Annotated in this window: 16 protein-coding genes and 1 pseudogene; 7 read left to right on the plus strand and 10 right to left on the minus strand. The window is 70.9% G+C overall.

The genetic code is table 11. From position 1 onward, the window contains the following. The first annotated feature begins 151 nt into the window (after window positions 1-151). A complete protein-coding gene (locus ACIGXM_RS29680) occupies window positions 152-1,849 on the plus strand; it encodes an AAA domain-containing protein (protein WP_396566225.1) in 1,698 nt (565 codons plus the stop codon). 689 nt (window positions 1,850-2,538) lie between these two features. Here ACIGXM_RS29680 and ACIGXM_RS29685 read toward each other — a convergent pair. From ACIGXM_RS29685 to ACIGXM_RS29695, 3 genes are all read right to left on the minus strand, one after another. Then, window positions 2,539-3,609 carry a DUF4236 domain-containing protein gene (locus ACIGXM_RS29685; RefSeq protein ID WP_396566227.1) on the minus strand — a complete coding sequence of 357 codons (1,071 nt, stop codon included), beginning with the start codon at window positions 3,607-3,609 and terminating at the stop codon, window positions 2,539-2,541. 111 nt (window positions 3,610-3,720) lie between these two features. Next, window positions 3,721-4,854 (minus strand): Fic family protein, encoded by a 1,134-nt coding sequence (locus ACIGXM_RS29690; protein ID WP_396566229.1) that lies wholly within the window; start codon window positions 4,852-4,854, stop codon window positions 3,721-3,723. A gap of 124 nt (window positions 4,855-4,978) precedes the next feature. Further along, a complete protein-coding gene (locus ACIGXM_RS29695; protein WP_396566231.1) occupies window positions 4,979-6,346 on the minus strand; it encodes a hypothetical protein in 1,368 nt (455 codons plus the stop codon). A gap of 393 nt (window positions 6,347-6,739) precedes the next feature. Between ACIGXM_RS29695 and ACIGXM_RS29700 the strand changes: the two genes are divergently transcribed. Continuing rightward, entirely contained in the window at window positions 6,740-8,287 is a 1,548-nt protein-coding gene (locus ACIGXM_RS29700) for a Na+/H+ antiporter (protein WP_396566233.1), read from the plus strand. Between the two features lie 197 nt (window positions 8,288-8,484). Here the strand turns inward: ACIGXM_RS29700 and ACIGXM_RS29705 are convergent. From ACIGXM_RS29705 to ACIGXM_RS29725, 5 genes and pseudogenes are all read right to left on the minus strand, one after another. Further along, window positions 8,485-8,625: pseudogene (locus ACIGXM_RS29705) on the minus strand (transposase); the annotation flags it as partial. Window positions 8,626-8,776: 151 nt separating this feature from the next. After that, on the minus strand, window positions 8,777-9,343 hold the full coding sequence (locus ACIGXM_RS29710; RefSeq protein WP_396566235.1) for a hypothetical protein: 567 nt from the start codon (window positions 9,341-9,343) through the stop codon (window positions 8,777-8,779). Window positions 9,344-9,541: 198 nt separating this feature from the next. Then, window positions 9,542-10,084 (minus strand): hypothetical protein, encoded by a 543-nt coding sequence (locus ACIGXM_RS29715; RefSeq protein ID WP_396566237.1) that lies wholly within the window; start codon window positions 10,082-10,084, stop codon window positions 9,542-9,544. Between the two features lie 754 nt (window positions 10,085-10,838). After that, window positions 10,839-11,444, minus strand: a complete 606-nt coding sequence (locus ACIGXM_RS29720) for a superoxide dismutase (protein ID WP_396566239.1) — start codon at window positions 11,442-11,444, stop codon at window positions 10,839-10,841. A gap of 238 nt (window positions 11,445-11,682) precedes the next feature. Continuing rightward, window positions 11,683-12,180, minus strand: coding sequence for a Fur family transcriptional regulator (locus tag ACIGXM_RS29725; protein ID WP_396566241.1), 498 nt, complete (start codon window positions 12,178-12,180; stop codon window positions 11,683-11,685). 123 nt (window positions 12,181-12,303) lie between these two features. On the opposite strand from ACIGXM_RS29725, the gene ACIGXM_RS29730 reads away from it, so the two are divergent. Continuing rightward, window positions 12,304-13,446 carry a HoxN/HupN/NixA family nickel/cobalt transporter gene (locus ACIGXM_RS29730; protein WP_396566243.1) on the plus strand — a complete coding sequence of 381 codons (1,143 nt, stop codon included), beginning with the start codon at window positions 12,304-12,306 and terminating at the stop codon, window positions 13,444-13,446. A 137-nt stretch (window positions 13,447-13,583) separates the two neighbouring features. On the opposite strand, the gene ACIGXM_RS29735 is transcribed toward ACIGXM_RS29730, so the two are convergent. Beyond that, window positions 13,584-13,868 (minus strand): heavy-metal-associated domain-containing protein, encoded by a 285-nt coding sequence (locus ACIGXM_RS29735; protein WP_396566245.1) that lies wholly within the window; start codon window positions 13,866-13,868, stop codon window positions 13,584-13,586. Window positions 13,869-14,022: 154 nt separating this feature from the next. Between ACIGXM_RS29735 and tsaD the strand changes: the two genes are divergently transcribed. From tsaD to def, 4 genes are all read left to right on the plus strand, one after another. Further along, window positions 14,023-15,081, plus strand: coding sequence for a tRNA (adenosine(37)-N6)-threonylcarbamoyltransferase complex transferase subunit TsaD (tsaD, locus tag ACIGXM_RS29740; RefSeq protein WP_396566330.1), 1,059 nt, complete (start codon window positions 14,023-14,025; stop codon window positions 15,079-15,081). Continuing rightward, entirely contained in the window at window positions 15,078-15,677 is a 600-nt protein-coding gene (locus ACIGXM_RS29745) for a GNAT family N-acetyltransferase (protein WP_396566246.1), read from the plus strand. Before tsaD ends, ACIGXM_RS29745 begins: the two co-directional genes overlap by 4 nt. A 7-nt stretch (window positions 15,678-15,684) precedes the next feature. Continuing rightward, window positions 15,685-15,918: a hypothetical protein gene (locus ACIGXM_RS29750; RefSeq protein ID WP_396566248.1), complete on the plus strand. Its 234-nt coding sequence runs from the start codon at window positions 15,685-15,687 to the stop codon at window positions 15,916-15,918. Between the two features lie 191 nt (window positions 15,919-16,109). Further along, window positions 16,110-16,823 (plus strand): peptide deformylase, encoded by a 714-nt coding sequence (gene def / locus ACIGXM_RS29755; protein WP_396566250.1) that lies wholly within the window; start codon window positions 16,110-16,112, stop codon window positions 16,821-16,823. Here the strand turns inward: def and ACIGXM_RS29760 are convergent. Next, window positions 16,801-17,397 carry a DUF5134 domain-containing protein gene (locus tag ACIGXM_RS29760; protein WP_396566252.1) on the minus strand — a complete coding sequence of 199 codons (597 nt, stop codon included), beginning with the start codon at window positions 17,395-17,397 and terminating at the stop codon, window positions 16,801-16,803. The genes def and ACIGXM_RS29760 overlap by 23 nt on opposite strands. Window positions 17,398-17,440: the final 43 nt, after the last annotated feature.

The following is a 17,440-nucleotide window of genomic DNA, read 5'->3' on the forward strand; positions in this document are numbered from 1 at the left end:
CGCCCGCCCGCCCTGGCGGCGGTTGTTCGCGCCCCACCCCGGGGGGGGGGGGCGCCCGGGGGCGCCCGGCGCCCCCCCGCCCCCCCCCCCGCGGGGCGGGGGGGCGGGGGGGGCCCCCCCCCCCCCCCCCCGGCTGCGGCTCAACCGGACCGTGGCCGAGGGGCCCTACGACGTCGTACTGGTTGACGAGGCCGGGGCCGCCTTGCTGCCCGAACTGATCGTCGCGGTCGCCAAGGCCAAGGAGACCGTCGTCCTCTTTGGCGACTTCTGCCAGCTCGGCCCGGTCATGCCCCAGCGCGTGCCGAAACAACCGGAGCTGGAGCGGTGGATCCGTACGGACTGCTTCGAGCTGGTGGGCATCCGCACACCCGCGGACGCGCTGGCGCACCCCGGCTGCGCGGCGCTGCTCACCACGCACCGGTTCGGACCCGACACCACCGATCTGGTCAACCGGATCGCCTACGGCGGCACGCTCAAGTCGGCCCGCCCGGTACGGGACCGTGCCCTCGACCCGGAGATCATCCTGGTCACCACCGACGGGCTCGGCGAAGGAGACGACGGAATCGCTTCCGCAAGGCGGGTGCCGGGCGAAAAGGGCCGCTGGTGGGTGACCGGCAGTCTGCTGGCGACCGCGCTGGCCGAGCGCCACCACGACGAGGGTGAGAGCGTCGGGATCGTCACGCCGTACAAGCTGCAGGCCCAGGTGACGCACGACTGGCTCCAAGACCAGGGCCTCCTCTTCCGTACCCCCGCGGTGGAGGTGGGAACGGCGCACCGGTTCCAGGGCCGGGAGTTCGACGTGGTCATCCTGGACCTGGTGGAGGACGGCGTGCTTCCAGGATGGACCGCAGTCGGTGACTTCAAAGACGCGCGGTCGTACCCCAGGGACGGGGCCAGACTCTTCAACGTGGGTGCGACGCGGGCCCGCCAGCGTGTCTACGTGCTCGCGGCCTGGGGCGCCCTGGCCGGAGCGGCGAACGGAACGGTACTGGCCCAGTTGCGGGACATGGCCAGGGCGGAGCCCGAGGCACTGGTGCGCGGCGTCCGTTCCGATCAACTCCTCGGTCTGCCTGACAGCGAGTCGCCGGGGCTGACCCCGTTGCAGCAGGAGATCTGGCAGGCCTTCGATGGCCATGTTCGGTACACCGCCATCCACGACGAGGACACCTACTTCCCCGACGCCCTCGATGCCATCGACCAGGCGCGCCACAGCATCTGGCTCTGGTCGCCCTGGTACACCAAGCGCATGTGGGAGGTGCTCCCGCGGCTCCACGACGCGCGCCGCCGCGGTGTGCGGATCCACCTCTTCGTCACCAACGAGAGCGACAGCCTGCTGCAGGGCCAGCTGGCCAACCCGGCCACCGCGGCCGACGCCGCGCGCCGGCTGCCCGAACTCAAGGCGGTGGCCGACACCGTGGTGGAGATCAAGGACATGCACCAGAAGATCCTGGTGATCGACGAGCAGCTCTGCTTCCTCGGCAGCCTCAACACCTTGTCCCACGCGCCTGGCGGCCAGGGCCGGCGGGAGATCATGGTCCCGTTCCGGGGACGCCGCTTCGCCCGCCACATCCTCGACCACGAGAACGCCGACCTACTGCTCCACCCGCCCGTCTGCCCCGACCACGGAGCCCAGGCCGAACTGCGCAAATACACGATCCCACCCAAGCAGCGCCCCGCAAGGTCCCCGCACACAGCCAACCACCCGACCCAGCGCTACTTCGCCTGGGCTTGTCCCACACGCACCACCGTGGCCAAACCCGACGGCACGACCAGTACGGTCGGCTGTGTCCGACGGAAGGCTCTACGCCCTGACGAGACCGGGTACCTGGGAAATCAGCCGCCGCTGTAGCGACTCGGCCCGCTACTACTTCCACACCACCCCAGCGTTGATGGTGCTCTGGCGCTATCAGGGTGGCACCAACAGCTCCCGAAGGTCAGAGCGGGTCCCGCCGGGAGCGATGGCCACCTATTGGTCCATCCGGCCACGTCTGCTTGAGCGGGCGCTCATAGGTGACCCGCACCGTCGCCTGACGGCACGCAGGACCTCGGCGTCGCCGTTCGCACCGATGGTGATTCGACCACGCTCGACCTTGCCGCGGCAGTCGCCCCGGTGGCCGAAGCCGACCCGCGACCGGGCGAAGCCGTAGGTTCTGCGTGCGAGTTCACGGAGCGCACGGTCGCGTCGCCGGTGACCCAGGTGTTCGTGATGGGTGACGGGAATACCGTGGTGACCCATCAGATCGGGCCTTGAACGGACGCGACACAGTCGGGCGCCTGGGCTCAGGGTGCCGGTGCTGCCGGCCGTCGGCTACGCGGCCTGCCACAAGGGTGCCGGATGGCTCGGCGGTCGCCCCGGAGCCTGTGAGACGGGGATTGGGCCGCTCTGCCATAGTGAGGATACAGTCACGGTCAGTGCTGATCCTGGGGGTGCGGTGACAGGGCTAGAGATCGCAGCAGGACGACGCCCTCCTGGCGACCGCGAACAGGGCAGCCGATACTGCGCAGCGGCTTCCGCAGACCCGACCATCACATCCACTGTTACCGCTGCAACTGGGGCGGCACCGAGTAGGACGCGACCGCGCGGGCCAGCTGGGCTGCTGCTGCAGGCCTGGAACAGTCCCAGAGGATGTTCAGACCGCTCTGGGTGGTGAACGCGAGCCTGCCGTACAGCATCACGGGGAGCTTCGGGTTGTTCTTGAACCGCTTGTCCGGTCCGCCTTTGACGTTGACGTACTTCCACGTCGTTGCCACCCGTTCGCTGTCCTTGGGAACGCTGCCGCGCTCGATGAACCGCTGGCTCTGCGCGCTGACCGCCAGCGCCGCGTAGGGCAGGTCGGCGAAGGCCCTGCCCTCTCGGACGAGCACCCGGTCCGGGAGCAGGTACAACGACACCTTCCCGCAGTTGAAGGTGGGGACAGCGATGTTCGTCACCAGCTGACGGGGCCCGGCCATCCGGACCGTGGTGGGCTGCCGGCGGACGAGCGCGGACGCGCCGCTGTTCATCTTGTGCTGCGTCGTGGTGACGACACGTCCGGAAGCCGTGATCGACCAGTTCTTCCTGGAGCCGCGCACCGCCTCGGCCGCGTCGACGAGGTTCGAGAAATGCTCAGCCTGGGTGTTCTCAAAGTCGTAGAAGGCGACCACTCGTTGGGCGGCCCGGTCACGGAGGTAGAGCCAGTAGACGAGCGGCCCGAGGACCAGCAGAGGAAGGAGCGCGAGCGGGGCAGAGAGCACGAGCGCGGCGGCCGCCGCCCAGGGCCACACGGAGCGGCGTCGCGTGGCCGCCTGGAGCTGGCCGATGAACTCCCCCGGGTCGGAGCCCTGCAGTTCCTCGATGGAGGCGGTCGCTATCTCCTGCACCGCGACGCTCCCCGGCAGGGTGGCGCTGATGGCCGGGCCGCGTCCGCCGGCGGCAGGGACTCCACCCAGCCTCGGCGTGGAGTCCGTCGACTGGTAGTAGACGCCACGGGCCCCTACCCGCACATAGTTTCCCCGGGGGCCGGTGCCGACCCGAAAGCCCGGCACGCCGGCCGAGACGCCGATCCCGGACTGCGACAGGTTGAACCGAAAGGGACCGGCCTTGAGGCTCTTGCGGAGATAAACACCCATGCCGCGCAGCCTGCCAGCCGGCCGGGCCGTGTTCGCACGTGTTTACCCGATCGTTTCCCACACCTGCCCGGCAACCGGTCGGCGCTTCCCCACTGATCCTCGGTTTCGTGGCTACGCGTACGGGTCGCGCAGCGGCCGGGGCTCGCGGACCCCGCGGGTGATCTCCTCCGGCAGGTCCGGGCCGGCGGTGTAGTAGCGGCCCTGGGCCTCTCCCTTGGCGTCGAGCCAGCCGGCGCGGACGAGTTCGCGGATGTCTCGTTGGGCCTGCTGCTCGCTCAGGTCGGCGTCGGCCTGGTAGGTGGCGCGGCGGACCCGGTTGCCCATGGCGGCCGGGTAGAGGGCATACAGCATGCGGTCGGGCCAGCCGCGCTGCTCGACGGCTTCGTCGAGGGCGCTCCAGACCTCGCGGGTGGTGTTCACCTGGCGTTCGACGGTCTGGGCCTGCTGGTGGTGGGCGCGCAGGCAGAAGCGCACCCAGGGCAGGGTGTCCCGTTCGGGGGTCCAGATCGGGCCGCCGACTTCGGCGAGGATGTCGTAGTAGCGGTAGGTGTTGCGGGCCCGGCCGAGCCATTCCTCGATGCTGGAGAACTCGGGTGCCATGATCCCCTCTCGGGCGAGGAGCAGGGTGTGCAGGGCGCGGGACATCCGCCCGTTCCCGTCCGGCCACGGGTGGATCGCGACCAGGTTCAGGTGCGCCATCGATGCCCGCACCAGCCCCGGCGCCTCCAGGTCGCCCTCGTTCAGCCACGCCACCAGCTCGCCGGTCAGCGCGGGCACCTGCTCGGCATCCGGGGCGGTGTAGGCGGCGATCGTCGGGTCCTCGGCCGAGGTGACGTACACCGGCCCTGAGCGCCACCAGCCGGGCCGCTTGATCAGATGGTGGCCCTGCATCATGAAGTGCAGTGCGTTCAGCAGGCCCTTGCTGTAGGCGAAGTCCTCCCCGGCCTCGGCCAGGCGCTGGATGTAGGTCATCGCCTGCCGGGAGCCCTCGATCTCGGCCGCGACGGTCTCGCTCGCCTCGATCGGCGTCTCGCCGACCATGATGTCCTCGACGTCCGAGACACTCGCCGCGTAGCCCTCGATCGTGTTCGACCCGGCGATCGCGCGCGCCGTCAGGTTACGCCGCAGCTGCCCCTCCCACCGGCGCGGGGTGCGCTGGTGCAGGCGCAGCCGGTTCCGCATCTCCTCGATGTCTGCGAGGACGGTCAGGTCGGCGTCTTCGAGCCGGGGCAGGGAGTAGAGCATGATTTGATGACACCATCATGGGGTCATTGCGTCAACGAGTCTCGGCGGTCCTCGCTCTGACTTGAAGGAGCCGGAGCTTCGCGCACGGCTGCGAGGCTCTGGTGGTGAACGCTGGCGTTCCCTGTCAGGGCTTCAGGACGCGGATGGCAAGGACGGAGCCGTCCGGGTGGATGGAGACCGGGCCGTCCCAGTCGGGGTCCCAGGTGTCGGCGGGCCAGTCGGCTCGCCGCTCGTGGGCTGCCTGGCGGTACTGGGTGAGGCGACCCTCGGCGAGGTGGTCGAAGAGGTCGGCGGCGACTCCCGAGAAGGCCTCGACGCGGGTCCCGTTCAGCCGGAGCACGTGGTCGGTACCGACGAACCGGATGCCGAGGAGCGTCTGCTGTGCGTCCTGGACGCTGCCGAGGGCCGCGTGCGCCACACCGGTGTACCGCTCCTTGCCCTGCCGCTGGGTGAGGTAGCGCGCGATGACCTTCGCGTCGCCGGCGAACGCGGCCAGGCCGGCTGCGCAGGTGCGGGCGAGGGAGTGCTGGAGCCAGGCGTAGTGCTCGGACCTGACGTGGATGCCCGGCGCGAGCTCGGGGGTCTCGTCGCCTTCTGCCGGCGGCTGGATGCCGGGGAAGAAGTTCTCCTCCTCGAGTGCCGCGTCCAGGTCGCGCGGGCTCACCCCCGGTCCGGCGAGCTTGCCTCCGTTGCCGGGAGCGTGCAGTGCGTGCACGGTCAGCGGAGCGTCCACCGGGAGTTCGGTGCTGAGAACCAGGGCCGGGGTGTCGGCCCAGCCGCCGATGTGCACGCCCTCGATGTGGACGGCGGCGGAGAGGAGTTGGGTGTGGGACACGGAGGTGCCGCTGTGGTTGCCCCTGCACACGATCGAAAGGACGCGCGAAAGGCGACCGGGCTTCCACACCTCGGCGAAGAACTGCGGCCGGTACCCATAGCCGACCGTCCGCCGGGGATCCTTCTTGGTCACATCCCGTGCGGCCAGCGCCCATCCCGCCCTCAGCGCCGTGTCCGCGGGGACGATGGACACGCTGTGGTCCGGATGCCGCCTGGCCAGCACCTGGCGTGCCAGCGCGAGGCCGAAGCCCATGGCGAGTTCGTCGGACTGGGTCCTCTTGTAGTACTCCGCGGTGTCACGGCCCTCGGCCGACAGGGCCATGAACGTGCCGGGAGCGCCCGTCAGGGCCTGGGTGTACTTGAGGCAGCCCCAGTGCTCGGCGAGCCCGCGCCCGGCCCCGCGGCGCGACAACGCGATCGCCCGGGCAAGGCTGTGCAGGACCTGCCACGGCGTCAGCTGGACTCCAGTGCCCAGTTCACGGGCCGGTACGGGTTCCAGGTCGGCTTTGCGGCGGAGCGTCTCGCGATCGTTCTCCTCGCGCTCCTTGTCGTCCTTCGCCGCGGTCGCCTCCACTTCCCCGAGGAGTCTCATGGTGGAGTTCGCTGCGGCGTTGGACGGTTGGGCCAGTTCTCGAAGCACCTCGGCTGCTTGGGTCAACGTGTCTTCCCCTCCAACTCGCCGTTCCCGTGGGAGTGACACCGCACCATAGACAGCCGTCCCGGGGCGCACACCAGGGCGCGAACGAACGGAAGAACGCACCCGTCGTCCGGATCGTGCACCCTCGCAACACCCGCCCGCCCCGAGCCGTACCTCCTGCCCCGGCCGCCGCGGCAGCCATCACGTGGGGGCCTCGCGCCATGCCAGGCGGCGCTGATCGGCGCCAGGGCGCATAGCAGCCATCGTGTGTGCGCCCTGTGTCAGCCCCTGCCGTGCCCCGCTAATGTCCCGATAAGATGATGACCGGTGTGCCGGGAAGCCTGGTCGGCTCGGGGGACGACTGCAGCGATCGGGCGGCGGTGACCCCGCTCGTCGTGATGGGGTCTGTCACCGGTGCACGCCGTTGGGATCGTCCTTCTCCTGGTCGTTCTGGCCACTGCCGTGGCCACCTTCGCCCGGCACTGGCGCGTGCCCGCCCCCTCGTTGCTGGTGCTGGCCGGTATCGGCGTGGCGCTGGTACCCGGGGTGCCCGCGCTGCACGTCGCTCCCCAGACGATCGCCCTGGTCGTGCTGCCACCGCTGCTGTACGCCTCCGCCGAGGAGCTGTCGCTGCGCGACCTGCGGATCGTGTGGCGTCCGGTCACGATCCTCGCGTTCGGTCTGGTCTTCGCCTCCGCGGCGGCCGTCGGCTTCGCGGCGGTCGCGTTGACCGGTATGCCGCCCGCGATGGCCTTCGTCCTCGGCGCGATCCTGGCCAGCACCGACCCGGTGGCCGTGACCGCGCTCGGCCGGCGCCTGGCTCTGCCCGGCCGCGTCCAGGTGCTGGTGCAGGCTGAGAGCCTGTTCAACGACGCCACCTCCCTGGTCCTGTTCAAGGTCGCGATCGGGATCGCGGTGGCCACCGGCGCCGGGGTGAGCCTGCCCGCCGCGGGTGGGCAGTTCCTGCTGCTCGGCGGAGGCGGCAGCGTCATCGGCGCGGTCGTGGCCGGCCTGGTGTGGCTGATCCGCCGCCGCACCACCGACCCGGTGCTGGAGACCGTGATCGCCCTGGTCACCCCGTACGCGGCCTACGTGGTGGCGGAGTCAGCGCACACCTCCGGTGTCACAGCGGTGGTCGTGGCTGGCGTGCTGCTCGGCCGCTCCAGCCACCGCCTCACCGACGCCCACATCCGCCTGCAGCTGCACGCGGTCTACGCAGTGGTGGTGTTCCTGCTGGAGAGCGTCGTGTTCAGCATCGTCGGCCTGGAGCTGCCGGAACTCGTACGCAACCTGCCCAGCGGTAGCAGCTGGTGGCCGCTGCAGGCCCTCGCGGTGGCCGTGGTGCTGGTCGTGGTCCGGGTGATCTGCACGCTGCCGCTGACCCGCGCGGTCAAGCCTAGCCGGGGCGGGCTGTCCTGGCGGGTGGCCGGTGTGGTGACCTGGGCCGGGACCCGTGGCGTGATGCCGCTGGCCGCCGCACTGTCCATCCCCCTGGCCGCGAACAACGGCACCCCTCTGCCGGGACGTGCCCTCGTGCTGGTGCTGACCACCGCCGTCATCGTGTTCACCCTGGTCGTCCAGGGCCTGACCCTGTCCACCGTGGTCAGCCGCTCCGGGCTCGCCCTGGAGCCCGAGCACACCGCCCGCGAGGAAGCCGACGCCCAGGACTCCCTCAACCAGGCCGCGCTCGACCACATCGAGCAGCTCGCTGACATAGAGGCCGTGCCGGAGACCACGATCGACCGGGCCCGGCGGGCCCTGACCGCCCGCCTGGACCGCAGCGGCGACGATCCGGACGCCACTCTCGTCGACGGCCCGTACCGGCAGCTGCGGCGCGAGGTGATAGCCGTCCAGAACACCGAACTGCACCGCCTCTACGACGAGCACCGGATCAGCGACACCACCCGCCGGCGGCTGCAACACGGCCTCGACCGAGAGGAAGCCGCGCTCGGCGGCCAGTGACCCGCCGCAGTCCCACGGCATCCACTGGCTGCCTGACTGCTACTGCGCCCGAGCTCACAGTCGCCGGCGACGCACCGGGAGTGCCGGGGTTCCGGGATCGCCACCTGGCTCAGATCCCGGACGATCGCCTGCGGATGGCCCGGACCGCACCACGCGGCCGGGCCTTCGTTCTGCTGCCACAGCTCGGGCGCCGCGAGGATCATGCGCTCAGCCAGCTGCGGCTTGGTGGCGAACCTGACCTCGTCGAGGACAGCGGCCGCCCGGCACCGCTGTGGGTCCGAGGTCCAGGGCTTCGGCAAGTACACCGCGCGATCGACGCGTGCGTGGCCGCGCGACGACCTCGCCCACCAACGGGTCACCCACCGGCGCGACCGTCGGCCTTCCTGCTCGCCCTGTCCTGTCCGTTCCAGCCGGCCACACCCCTCGGCCGGGCCCTGGCCGGACTCCCAGGTCGCGGACCTGCCCGAACCATCAGACATGCGCCGGGCTTCAGGCGAGAGCGGCCGCCATGGTGGTGGTGGAGCCGGTGACGATCAGGGCCAGGCCGTTGCCGATGTCCTTGGTGCGGGCGGTGCCGACGGGAGGCGCGGTGACGTCCTTGGCGGGGAGGGTCAGGGCGGCGCCCCGGTCGCCGCAGGTGAGGGTGATAGGGCCGTCGGCTGTGGGGGTGGCGGCGCTGTTGGCCGGGCCGATCGCCTGGGCGGCGGCCTGGGGGAGATCGGTTTTCTGGGCGGGGGCGGGTTGACCGGTTCCGGGGGCGTGGGCGCCGACCTGGGTCTGCGCGCCGTCGGCTGTGCCGATGACCACGTTGCAGGCACCGTTCGCGAGTTGAAGGGCGATGGTGGCGCCACCTCCTGAGGCAGCGGCCACGGTGGGCAGTCTCGTGTACGGGTCGGCGGAGTTCAGCTGCGCGGGAAACGGGATCGGGGAGAGCGAGGCGAGCGCCGGATCAGGCGTGGTGCCGCTCGCGGCTGCGGGCGTGTGGCTGCACGCGGTCACCGCGAGGACGGGCAGGAGGGCGAGGGCGGCGGCGGTGAGGCGAAGGGTCTTGCGCATGGTGGCTCCGTGAGAGGCCGGACTGGCCGGTCCCCGGGGGGGGGGGGGGGGCCCCCCCGCGGGGCGCGGGGGGGGCGGGCGGGCGGGGGGGGGGGGGGGGGGGGGGGTTGTGGGGGGGGGGGGGGGGGGGGGGTGGGCGGGGGGGGGGGGGGGCCCCGGGGGCCCCCCCCCCCGGCGGGGCGCCGGGCGGGAGCCGGGTCAGCCCTGGTAGTGGTTGTAGTCGAGGTGGTCGAACTTGGTGGCGTAGCCAGTTCCCACGCTGCCGAAGTCGTAACCGTCGCAGCGGCCGATCTTGTGGACCTCGTAGGAGTAGAGCTGGCTCACCTTGTCCGCGTACAGGACGTAGTGGCGGCCGTCGGTCATCGTGTAGGAGGCGCTCTCGGTCGCCGACCAGTTCTGCGTCACGTTGAAGCCCACCGAGGCGCTGATGTCCCCCACGGAGGCACCGAGGGTGGCGGAGTAGGTGTTGCTGACGCCCACGGTCTGGGACAGCGTCAGCGTCCCGGGCCCGTAACCGGACACCGAGCCGCCGGGGCCGTTGATCGTCTCACTCTCGGTGCTGATGTAGTGGGTGTTCTTCGGCTTGTAGATGTACCCGCACTGATTCGGCTGCGCCACGTTGGCCACTGCCGCACCCCGGTCGGCCGCGGTGCCCCCCTGGGTGGTGGCTGCCGAGGCACTCTGGGCCAGCGGTATGAGGACAAGGGCGGCGGTGGCCGCGCCGATGACGGTCTTGCGCATTCTTCGTTCCCCTCCAGTTCACAACGCCGTCCGACATGTCCCGGACAGCACAGTGAAGCTATCGCAAAGAGGTTGCAATAACTTAGGATGTGCAGAAAGCTTGAGCGAAACCTGAGGTAAACGTGGCATGGCTCGAAGGTGGCGCCCCCATTCCGCGCGCTCGGTGTTGCCGCTTCAGGGCGAGGACGTCCTTGGCAACTGACGTCAGCCAATTCGGGCTGCAGCGGCCATGCAGGAGGGCTCGCCAGCGTCTGGGGGGCGCCAAGCCCCGTTCGGCGTCGACATCTTCGGCCACACCGTCGAACTGGCCGAATCAGCCGAGCAGGCAGAGGAGCTGGTCCGCGAGACCGTCGCGCGCAACGGCAGCACCCTGAAACCGCGCGCACCAGCCCAGTGCCGCGCATGCCGGCCAGTGGGCCCGACCAGCCGACCGCCCGCTGACCCAGTCGCGCCCCAGGCCCAGCCTGTTGTCACAGCGCCGCGTTCCGGCATTCAGGATGGGGCCGGTGCCGCGAGGTCGGCAGGTAGCCAGGGACTTTGTCGTTCATCTCGCCCAACCGGCCATCCACCGATGGGGTCGATGCGCGGCCGGCCTCACGTCGGCCGATGGACGGGGCGACATCCGCCGCTGGCAGCCAGGCGACCTCGTCTGACGCATAGCGGTGGGGCGGCAGTTGCCCGCGGGGGCCGGGTGGTGCCGGTGGCTGCGGCGAGCCTTCGCGGGGAGGCTCGGCTCGCCGCAGCCGCGCTGGGATCAGGCGTCCTGGGTGGCGGCGGTGAAGCGGGCGCTGACGTCCTGCCAGTTGACAACGTCCCACAGGCGGGTGACGTAGTCGGGGCGGACGTTCTTGTACTGCAGGTAGTAGGCGTGCTCCCAGGCGTCGAAGGCGAGCAGCGGGGTGGTGCCCTGGCCGACGTTGCCGTGGTGGTCGTAGACCTGCTCGACGATCAGGCGCTTGCCGAGCGGTTCCCAGGAGAGGATGCCCCAGCCGGAGCCCTGGACGCCGACGGTGGCGGTGGTGAGCTGCTTCTTGAAGGCGTCGAAGGAGCCGAAGTGCTCGGTGATGGCGTCGCCGAGCACGCCGTCGGGGCGGTCGCCGCCCTCCGGCGAGAGGTTCTGCCAGAAGAGCGAGTGCAGGACGTGGCCGGAGAGGTTGAAGGCCAGCGTCTTCTGCAGGCCGACCAGGCCGCCGAGCTGGTCCTTGTCCCGAGCCTCGGCCAGCTGCTCCAGGGTCAGGTTGGCGCCGTTGACGTAGGCCTGGTGGTGCTTGGAGTGGTGCAGCTCCAGGATCTCCGCGGACATCGCCCGCTCCAGCGCGGAGTAGTCGTACGGCAGGTCGGGAAGCGTGTAGGTGCCCATCAGGACACGGCCCCTTTCAGACGTGGATGATCGTGCCGGCAAACACACTATTGCGCATAGCTTGCAATAGCCACAGTAGTGCTACAGCATGTCTGACGCGGGGTCGGCCCGTCAGCCGATCGGAAGCACCCCGAGCGGGCGCTCCTTCCTGACTGACGATCGTCTTCCCAACCGGCGCCCGCCGGGACGCAGGCCGACCCCGCACCAGATCCGGTCTCATAGAGGGACCGGGCGACAGTCAGACCAGCCGACAGGTGGGACACAGCCCACTGAAGATCAGGGACTCCACGCGGTAGGCCGTGGCCTTCACGGCCGCCGCCAAGATGCGCGCCAGCTGGGGTCCGGGGATCTCCTCGATCGCGCCGCAGCGGCTGCACACGGCGTGGTGGTGATCGCCTGCCAGGCCGTAGCTGGCTTCCCCGCCCCGGCCGGGTACCGCGTGCACGATGCCGAGCCCCGTCAGCTTCTCCACCGTCCGGTAGACGGTGGAGATGTTCAGCCTGCCGCCGGCCTCGACCAGCAGCTGGTGGATCTCCCCCACAGTCAGATGGCCCACGTGGTCGGCCAGCACACCCATCACCTGGATCCTGGGGGCGGTGCAGCGCGCCCCGTGCTCGCGCAGTTTCTCCCGGCACCGCTGCACCGCGAAGGCCGCATCCGTCCCGGCAAGCCGCTCGCCATCCGCTGTCACGCCGCCCGCTGCTGCCGCGCCGTCCACTACTGTCGCGCCGTCCATCGCGCCTCCCGCGCTCCCGGCGCGCCCCCGGCGACGCGCACTCGTTATTGCCAGTATGTTGCAACTGCTAGCCCTGGGCGTCTAGGTTGTGCGGTCGTCACCGTGAGTAGAGGAAGGACGTCCATGAGCACCGCGCCCATAGCCCCCGCCCCGGAGCCCGGCAGAGGCGGCTGGCGCCGCGCCGCGGCGTCGATGACCCGCCGGGAGTGGACCAACCTGGCCGGGATGGCCGGGTTCGTCATCGCCCTGCACGTCATCGGGTGGTTCACCCTGGTGGCGATCGTCGCCCCGCAGCACCTGAGCCTGGGCGCCAAGAGCTTCGGCATCGGCATCGGCGTGACCGCCTACACCCTGGGCATGCGCCACGCCTTCGACGCCGACCACATCGCCGCCATCGACAACACCACCCGCAAGCTCATGCACGAGGGCAAGCGGCCGCTGTCGGTGGGCTTCTGGTTCTCCCTCGGGCACTCCACCATCGTGTTCGGCCTGGCGTTCCTGCTCGCACTCGGTGTGAAGTCCCTGGCCGGCCCGGTGCAGGACGACAACTCCCAGCTGCACAACGTCACCGGGCTGATCGGCACCACCGTCTCCGGCACGTTCCTCTACATCATCGCCGCGATCAACATCGTCATCCTGGTGGGCATCTGGAAGGTCTTCCGCCAGATGCGCACCGGCCACTTCGACGAGGCTGCCCTGGAGGAGCAGCTCAACAACCGCGGCCTGATGAACCGGCTGCTCGGCCGGGTCATGAAGTCCATCACCAAGCCCTGGCAGATGTACCCGGTCGGCGTGCTGTTCGGCCTCGGCTTCGACACCGCCACCGAGGTCGCCCTGCTCGTGCTGGCCGGCACCGGCGCCGCCTCCGGCCTGCCCTGGTACGCCATCCTCTGCCTGCCCGTGCTGTTCGCCGCCGGCATGAGCCTGCTGGACACCATCGACGGCTCGTTCATGAACTTCGCCTACGGCTGGGCCTTCTCCAAGCCGGTCCGCAAGGTCTACTACAACCTCACCATCACCGGCCTGTCGGTGGCGGTGGCCTTCATCATCGGCACCGTCGAACTCCTGGGCCTGCTCGCCCAGCAACTCAACTGGCAGGGCGCGTTCTGGGACTGGGTCCAGGGCATCGACATCAACATGCTCGGCTTCGTCATCGTCGGCCTCTTCTTCGCCACCTGGATCATCGCCCTCGCCGTGTGGAAGTTCGGCCGCATCGAGGAGAAGTGGTCCGCCAACATCCGCCCCAGCGAGGACAGCGCCGGCTGATCGGGGACAGCAGCTCCGCCTCGAGCCCGGCACCTGGTCACCACCAGATGCCGGGCCCGAGCCGTTCCGCCGCGGTGACCACCTCCGCGGCTCAGCCGATCGCCGCAGCCCAGCCCCGTCCCACCCCGGTCACGGGGTCATCCCGCGGACGCCGCCCCGGTGTTGCGCACGGTGAGCGCGATGACGGTGAAGCCGAGCGTCTCGGTAGCCGCCCGGACCGTGCCCTCGTCGAGCGGGTGTTCGCTGCCGAGCGTGATCTCGCCGGTGAGGGTGCGAGCGGTGACCTTGATGACTCCGTCGAGCGCCTTGAGCCGGGCTTTGGCCGCCTTCTCGCACCGGCCGCAGTCCATGCCGCGCACGCTCAGCACGGTGATCGTGCGCGGGACCACAGGGCGCGCATTCGCTGCTGTGCTGCTGGGCATGTCGGGCTCCTCGAAGGGCGTCGCGGCGATCCGGGGCTGCGGGCGCTTCGAGTCGGACCGGACGGGCGCCGCACGCGCACCCATGTCTTACTGCACAATATGTGCAACTGCAAGAGCTACGCAGAAGTGAGGTGGATCAGTGGCGGGGTCGCCGGTGGTGCTGGGGCTCGAGTCGTCGTGTGACGAGACCGGGGCCGGGCTGGTGCGCGACGGCGTACTGCTCGGTCAGGCGGTGGCATCCAGCATGGACGAGCACGCCCGCTTCGGCGGGGTGGTGCCGGAGATCGCCGCACGGGCACACGTCCACGCGATGGCCCCGGTGGTCCACGAGGCCCTGGACCAGGCCGGGCTCACCCTGGCCGACGTCGGCGCCGTCGCGGTGACCACCGGTCCGGGACTCTCCGGGGCCCTGCAGGTCGGGGTGGCCGCCGCCAAGGGCTACGCGTTCTCCCTCGGCGTCCCCCTCTACGGGGTGCACCACCTGGCCGGACACGTGGCCGCCGCGACGCTGGAGGGCGGGCCTCTGCCCGACCCGTGCATCGTGCTGATCGTCTCCGGCGGCCACACCTCGCTGCTGCTGGTGCGCGACCTGGCCCGCGATCCGATCGTGCACCTCGGCGACACCCTGGACGACGCAGCCGGCGAGTGCTTCGACAAGGTCGCCCGCATCCTCCACCTGCCCTACCCGGGCGGACCGGCCATCGATCGCGCCGCCCGCGACGGCAACCCGCGCGCCGTGCGGCTCCCCCGCCCGCTGAGCGGACCCAGCGATCCCCCGTACGCCTTCTCCTTCTCCGGCCTGAAGACAGCCGCCGCCCGCTGGGTCGAGACCCAACGCGCCGCCGGCAGCGAGCCACACGTCCCCGACGCGGCGGCGGCCCTCCAGGAGGCCATCGCCGACACCCTCACCCGCAAGGCCGTGCGCGCCTGCACCGACCACGGCATCGACACCCTGGTCGTGGTCGGCGGCGTCGCCGCCAACTCCCGTATCCGCGCCCTCACCGAACAGCGCTGCGCCGCGGCCGGCATCACCCTGCGGGTGCCGCCGCTGCGACTGTGCACCGACAACGGGGCCATGATCGCCGCCATCGGAGACCTACTGGTCCGCTCCGGCGCCACCCCCGCCCCCATGGACCTGTCAATCGACCCGTCCGCACCCCTGGAGTACGCGGCACTGACCCCGCTCTCCACTCCGCCGGTGCGCGTGGCGTGACCACCGTCATCGTGGGGAGGCTGAAGCCGGCCGCGCTGCTCTGCCGCGCCCGGGAGATCCGCTCGGTCTACACGGCTGCCTTCGCCCAGCCGCCCTGGAACGAACCCGCCGCCAAGGCCGATGACTTCCTCGTCCGCCTTCTCCATGACGCGCGCAGGCCGGGTTTCACCGCGGCCGTGGCCCAGGGTGTTGACGGCCGCGTGGTCGGCCTCGCCACGGCCTGGACCACCCCGGACCCGTTCCCCGCCGATCGCTGCTACCCGTACGCGAGCGGGCAGCTCGGCCCCGACCGCACCCGCGCATGGCTGTGCGGGGCCCGGGAGATAGACGAACTCGCGGTCCACCCCGACCACACCGGCCAAGGCCTCGGGGCAGCCCTACTGGAGGCCGTCAGCGCCGATGTGCCCGGCGACCGGTGTTGGCTGCTCACCGCTGCGGCAGCCGGCGGGCCGCTGGACTTCTACCAACGGCTCGGCTGGCACCAGGCCACCCGTCCGGCACCGCACCCGGACGGCCTGGTCGTCCTGCTCGGTCCCCGCCACCCGGCCGCCTCCGAGGTCCGGCATGCGCTCCCCTTACCCGCCCCGATCCGGTGAACCGTTCATGCCCACATCCATCCGTCACTCCCTCACCACCCGTTGCCAGGCACTGCGCGCCCTCATCCGCGATCTCACACGCGCAGGCACCGTTCCCCGCCCCCGGGGCGCCGAGCCCGCCACCGTCGAAGAACTGGCCGCCGAGGCCACACGACTGTGCGGCGGCAGCGGCCCCACCCCCGATGCCCAGGACGGGAGCGCCTGCAGCCTCTCCAAAGTGGCGCAGCGCTACCTGAACTGATCCCCCCTTCCCCCGAACCGGTCTGAAACGCCCAGTCGTTGCACCGCACGGGGCTTCAACACCCCTCGAGTGAACCCGCCCGACCCTCACAGCCCGCACCACTCGGCATCGCCCCAGTGAAGGGCAGCACGACCGCGCCGCCGGTCTCAGCTGCCCACCTTCCCAACCCGCACCGTCGAAAGGCCCCAGTCATGGCCTGGCCACCTCGCGCAGCCCAACCGTCGGACCGTCGGGTCCACGTCCTCGGCCGACCCGCCGACACCCACCCCTACCCGGCACCCGAGGCCGAGCGAGGGCGGGTCCTGCGGATCACCGAGGTCGGCGAGGACATCCTGCACCGCCCCTGCCGACCGGCGACCGAATTCGGAACCGCTCAACTGTCCCAGCTGATCGACGACATGTTCCTCACCATGTACGTGGCCCGGGGCGCCGGACTCGCCGCGAACCAGGTCGGCGTCGACCTGCGCCTGTTCGTCTACGACTGTGCCGACGACGACGGCGTCCGGCACGTCGGCCACATCCTCAACCCGGTCCTCGACGAACCCACGGGACCCCGGCGCCTGATCGACGTGAGCGAAGGCTGCCTGTCCGTCCCCGGCCCGCGACGCGGCCTCGGCCGCGCAGACCACACCGTCGTCCGCGGCCTCGACAAGGACGGCAACCCACTGGTGATCGAGGGCACTGGCTACTTCGCCCGCTGCCTCCAGCACGAGAGTGACCACCTCGACGGCATGCTCTACATCGACCGCCTCCCCAAACGCGTCCGCCGCGAGGTGCTCGCCGAAACCGCCGAACAGCGGGCCGAGGTCCACGCCCAGCGCCACGCCCGCGCCGAGGACATGGGCGCCCGGCACGCTCGCGTCGGTGACCAGCAGCGCTGGCCTACATCGCCAGCAGCATCGTGAACATGCCCACGCCCAGCACCAGATGACACGCCTCGGGCCACTGCGGCGACCACAGCACCCCGACTCCGCGGTACCGTCCGGCACCGGACGGGGCCACGGCGAAGTCGAACAGGCGGGTGCAGCTGACGACCGCGCACACACCGAAGAAGACCAGCAGCGCACCGGTGAGCCAGGCGGTACCCGCCACAGGTGCCATGCCCGGCATCGTCGGCATGGCACCGGCCGCCTTCGTCATCCGCCCGGCCATGGACACGGCCATGTACACCATGGCCAGATGCCCGACCGCGTGCACCAGATGGTGCCGGCGATGGCCCACGGAACGCACGACGGCCACCGCCGACCACAGCCCCGCAGGCACGAGAACGGCCACCCACAGGCCCTCGGGCAGAGCCACACCGGTACCGACCGGGAGCGCCATCACCGCCATGCCCAGCCCCTTGAGCGCCGAGGACGCCTCCAACCCCCTCTCCTCACCGACCAGCTGGGATGCCAGGCACCACCGAGCCAGGCAGAGCAAACCCGTCGCGGTCATCAACGAGACGAAGAGCCATCCCACCAGCTCGGGTTGTCGCATCCGCGTGCCCCCCTTCCTCCGCACCACCCAGAGTGGAGGGTCG

The sequence above is a fragment of the Kitasatospora sp. NPDC052896 genome, from assembly GCF_044547075.1.
GTDB lineage: Bacteria > Actinomycetota > Actinomycetes > Streptomycetales > Streptomycetaceae > Kitasatospora.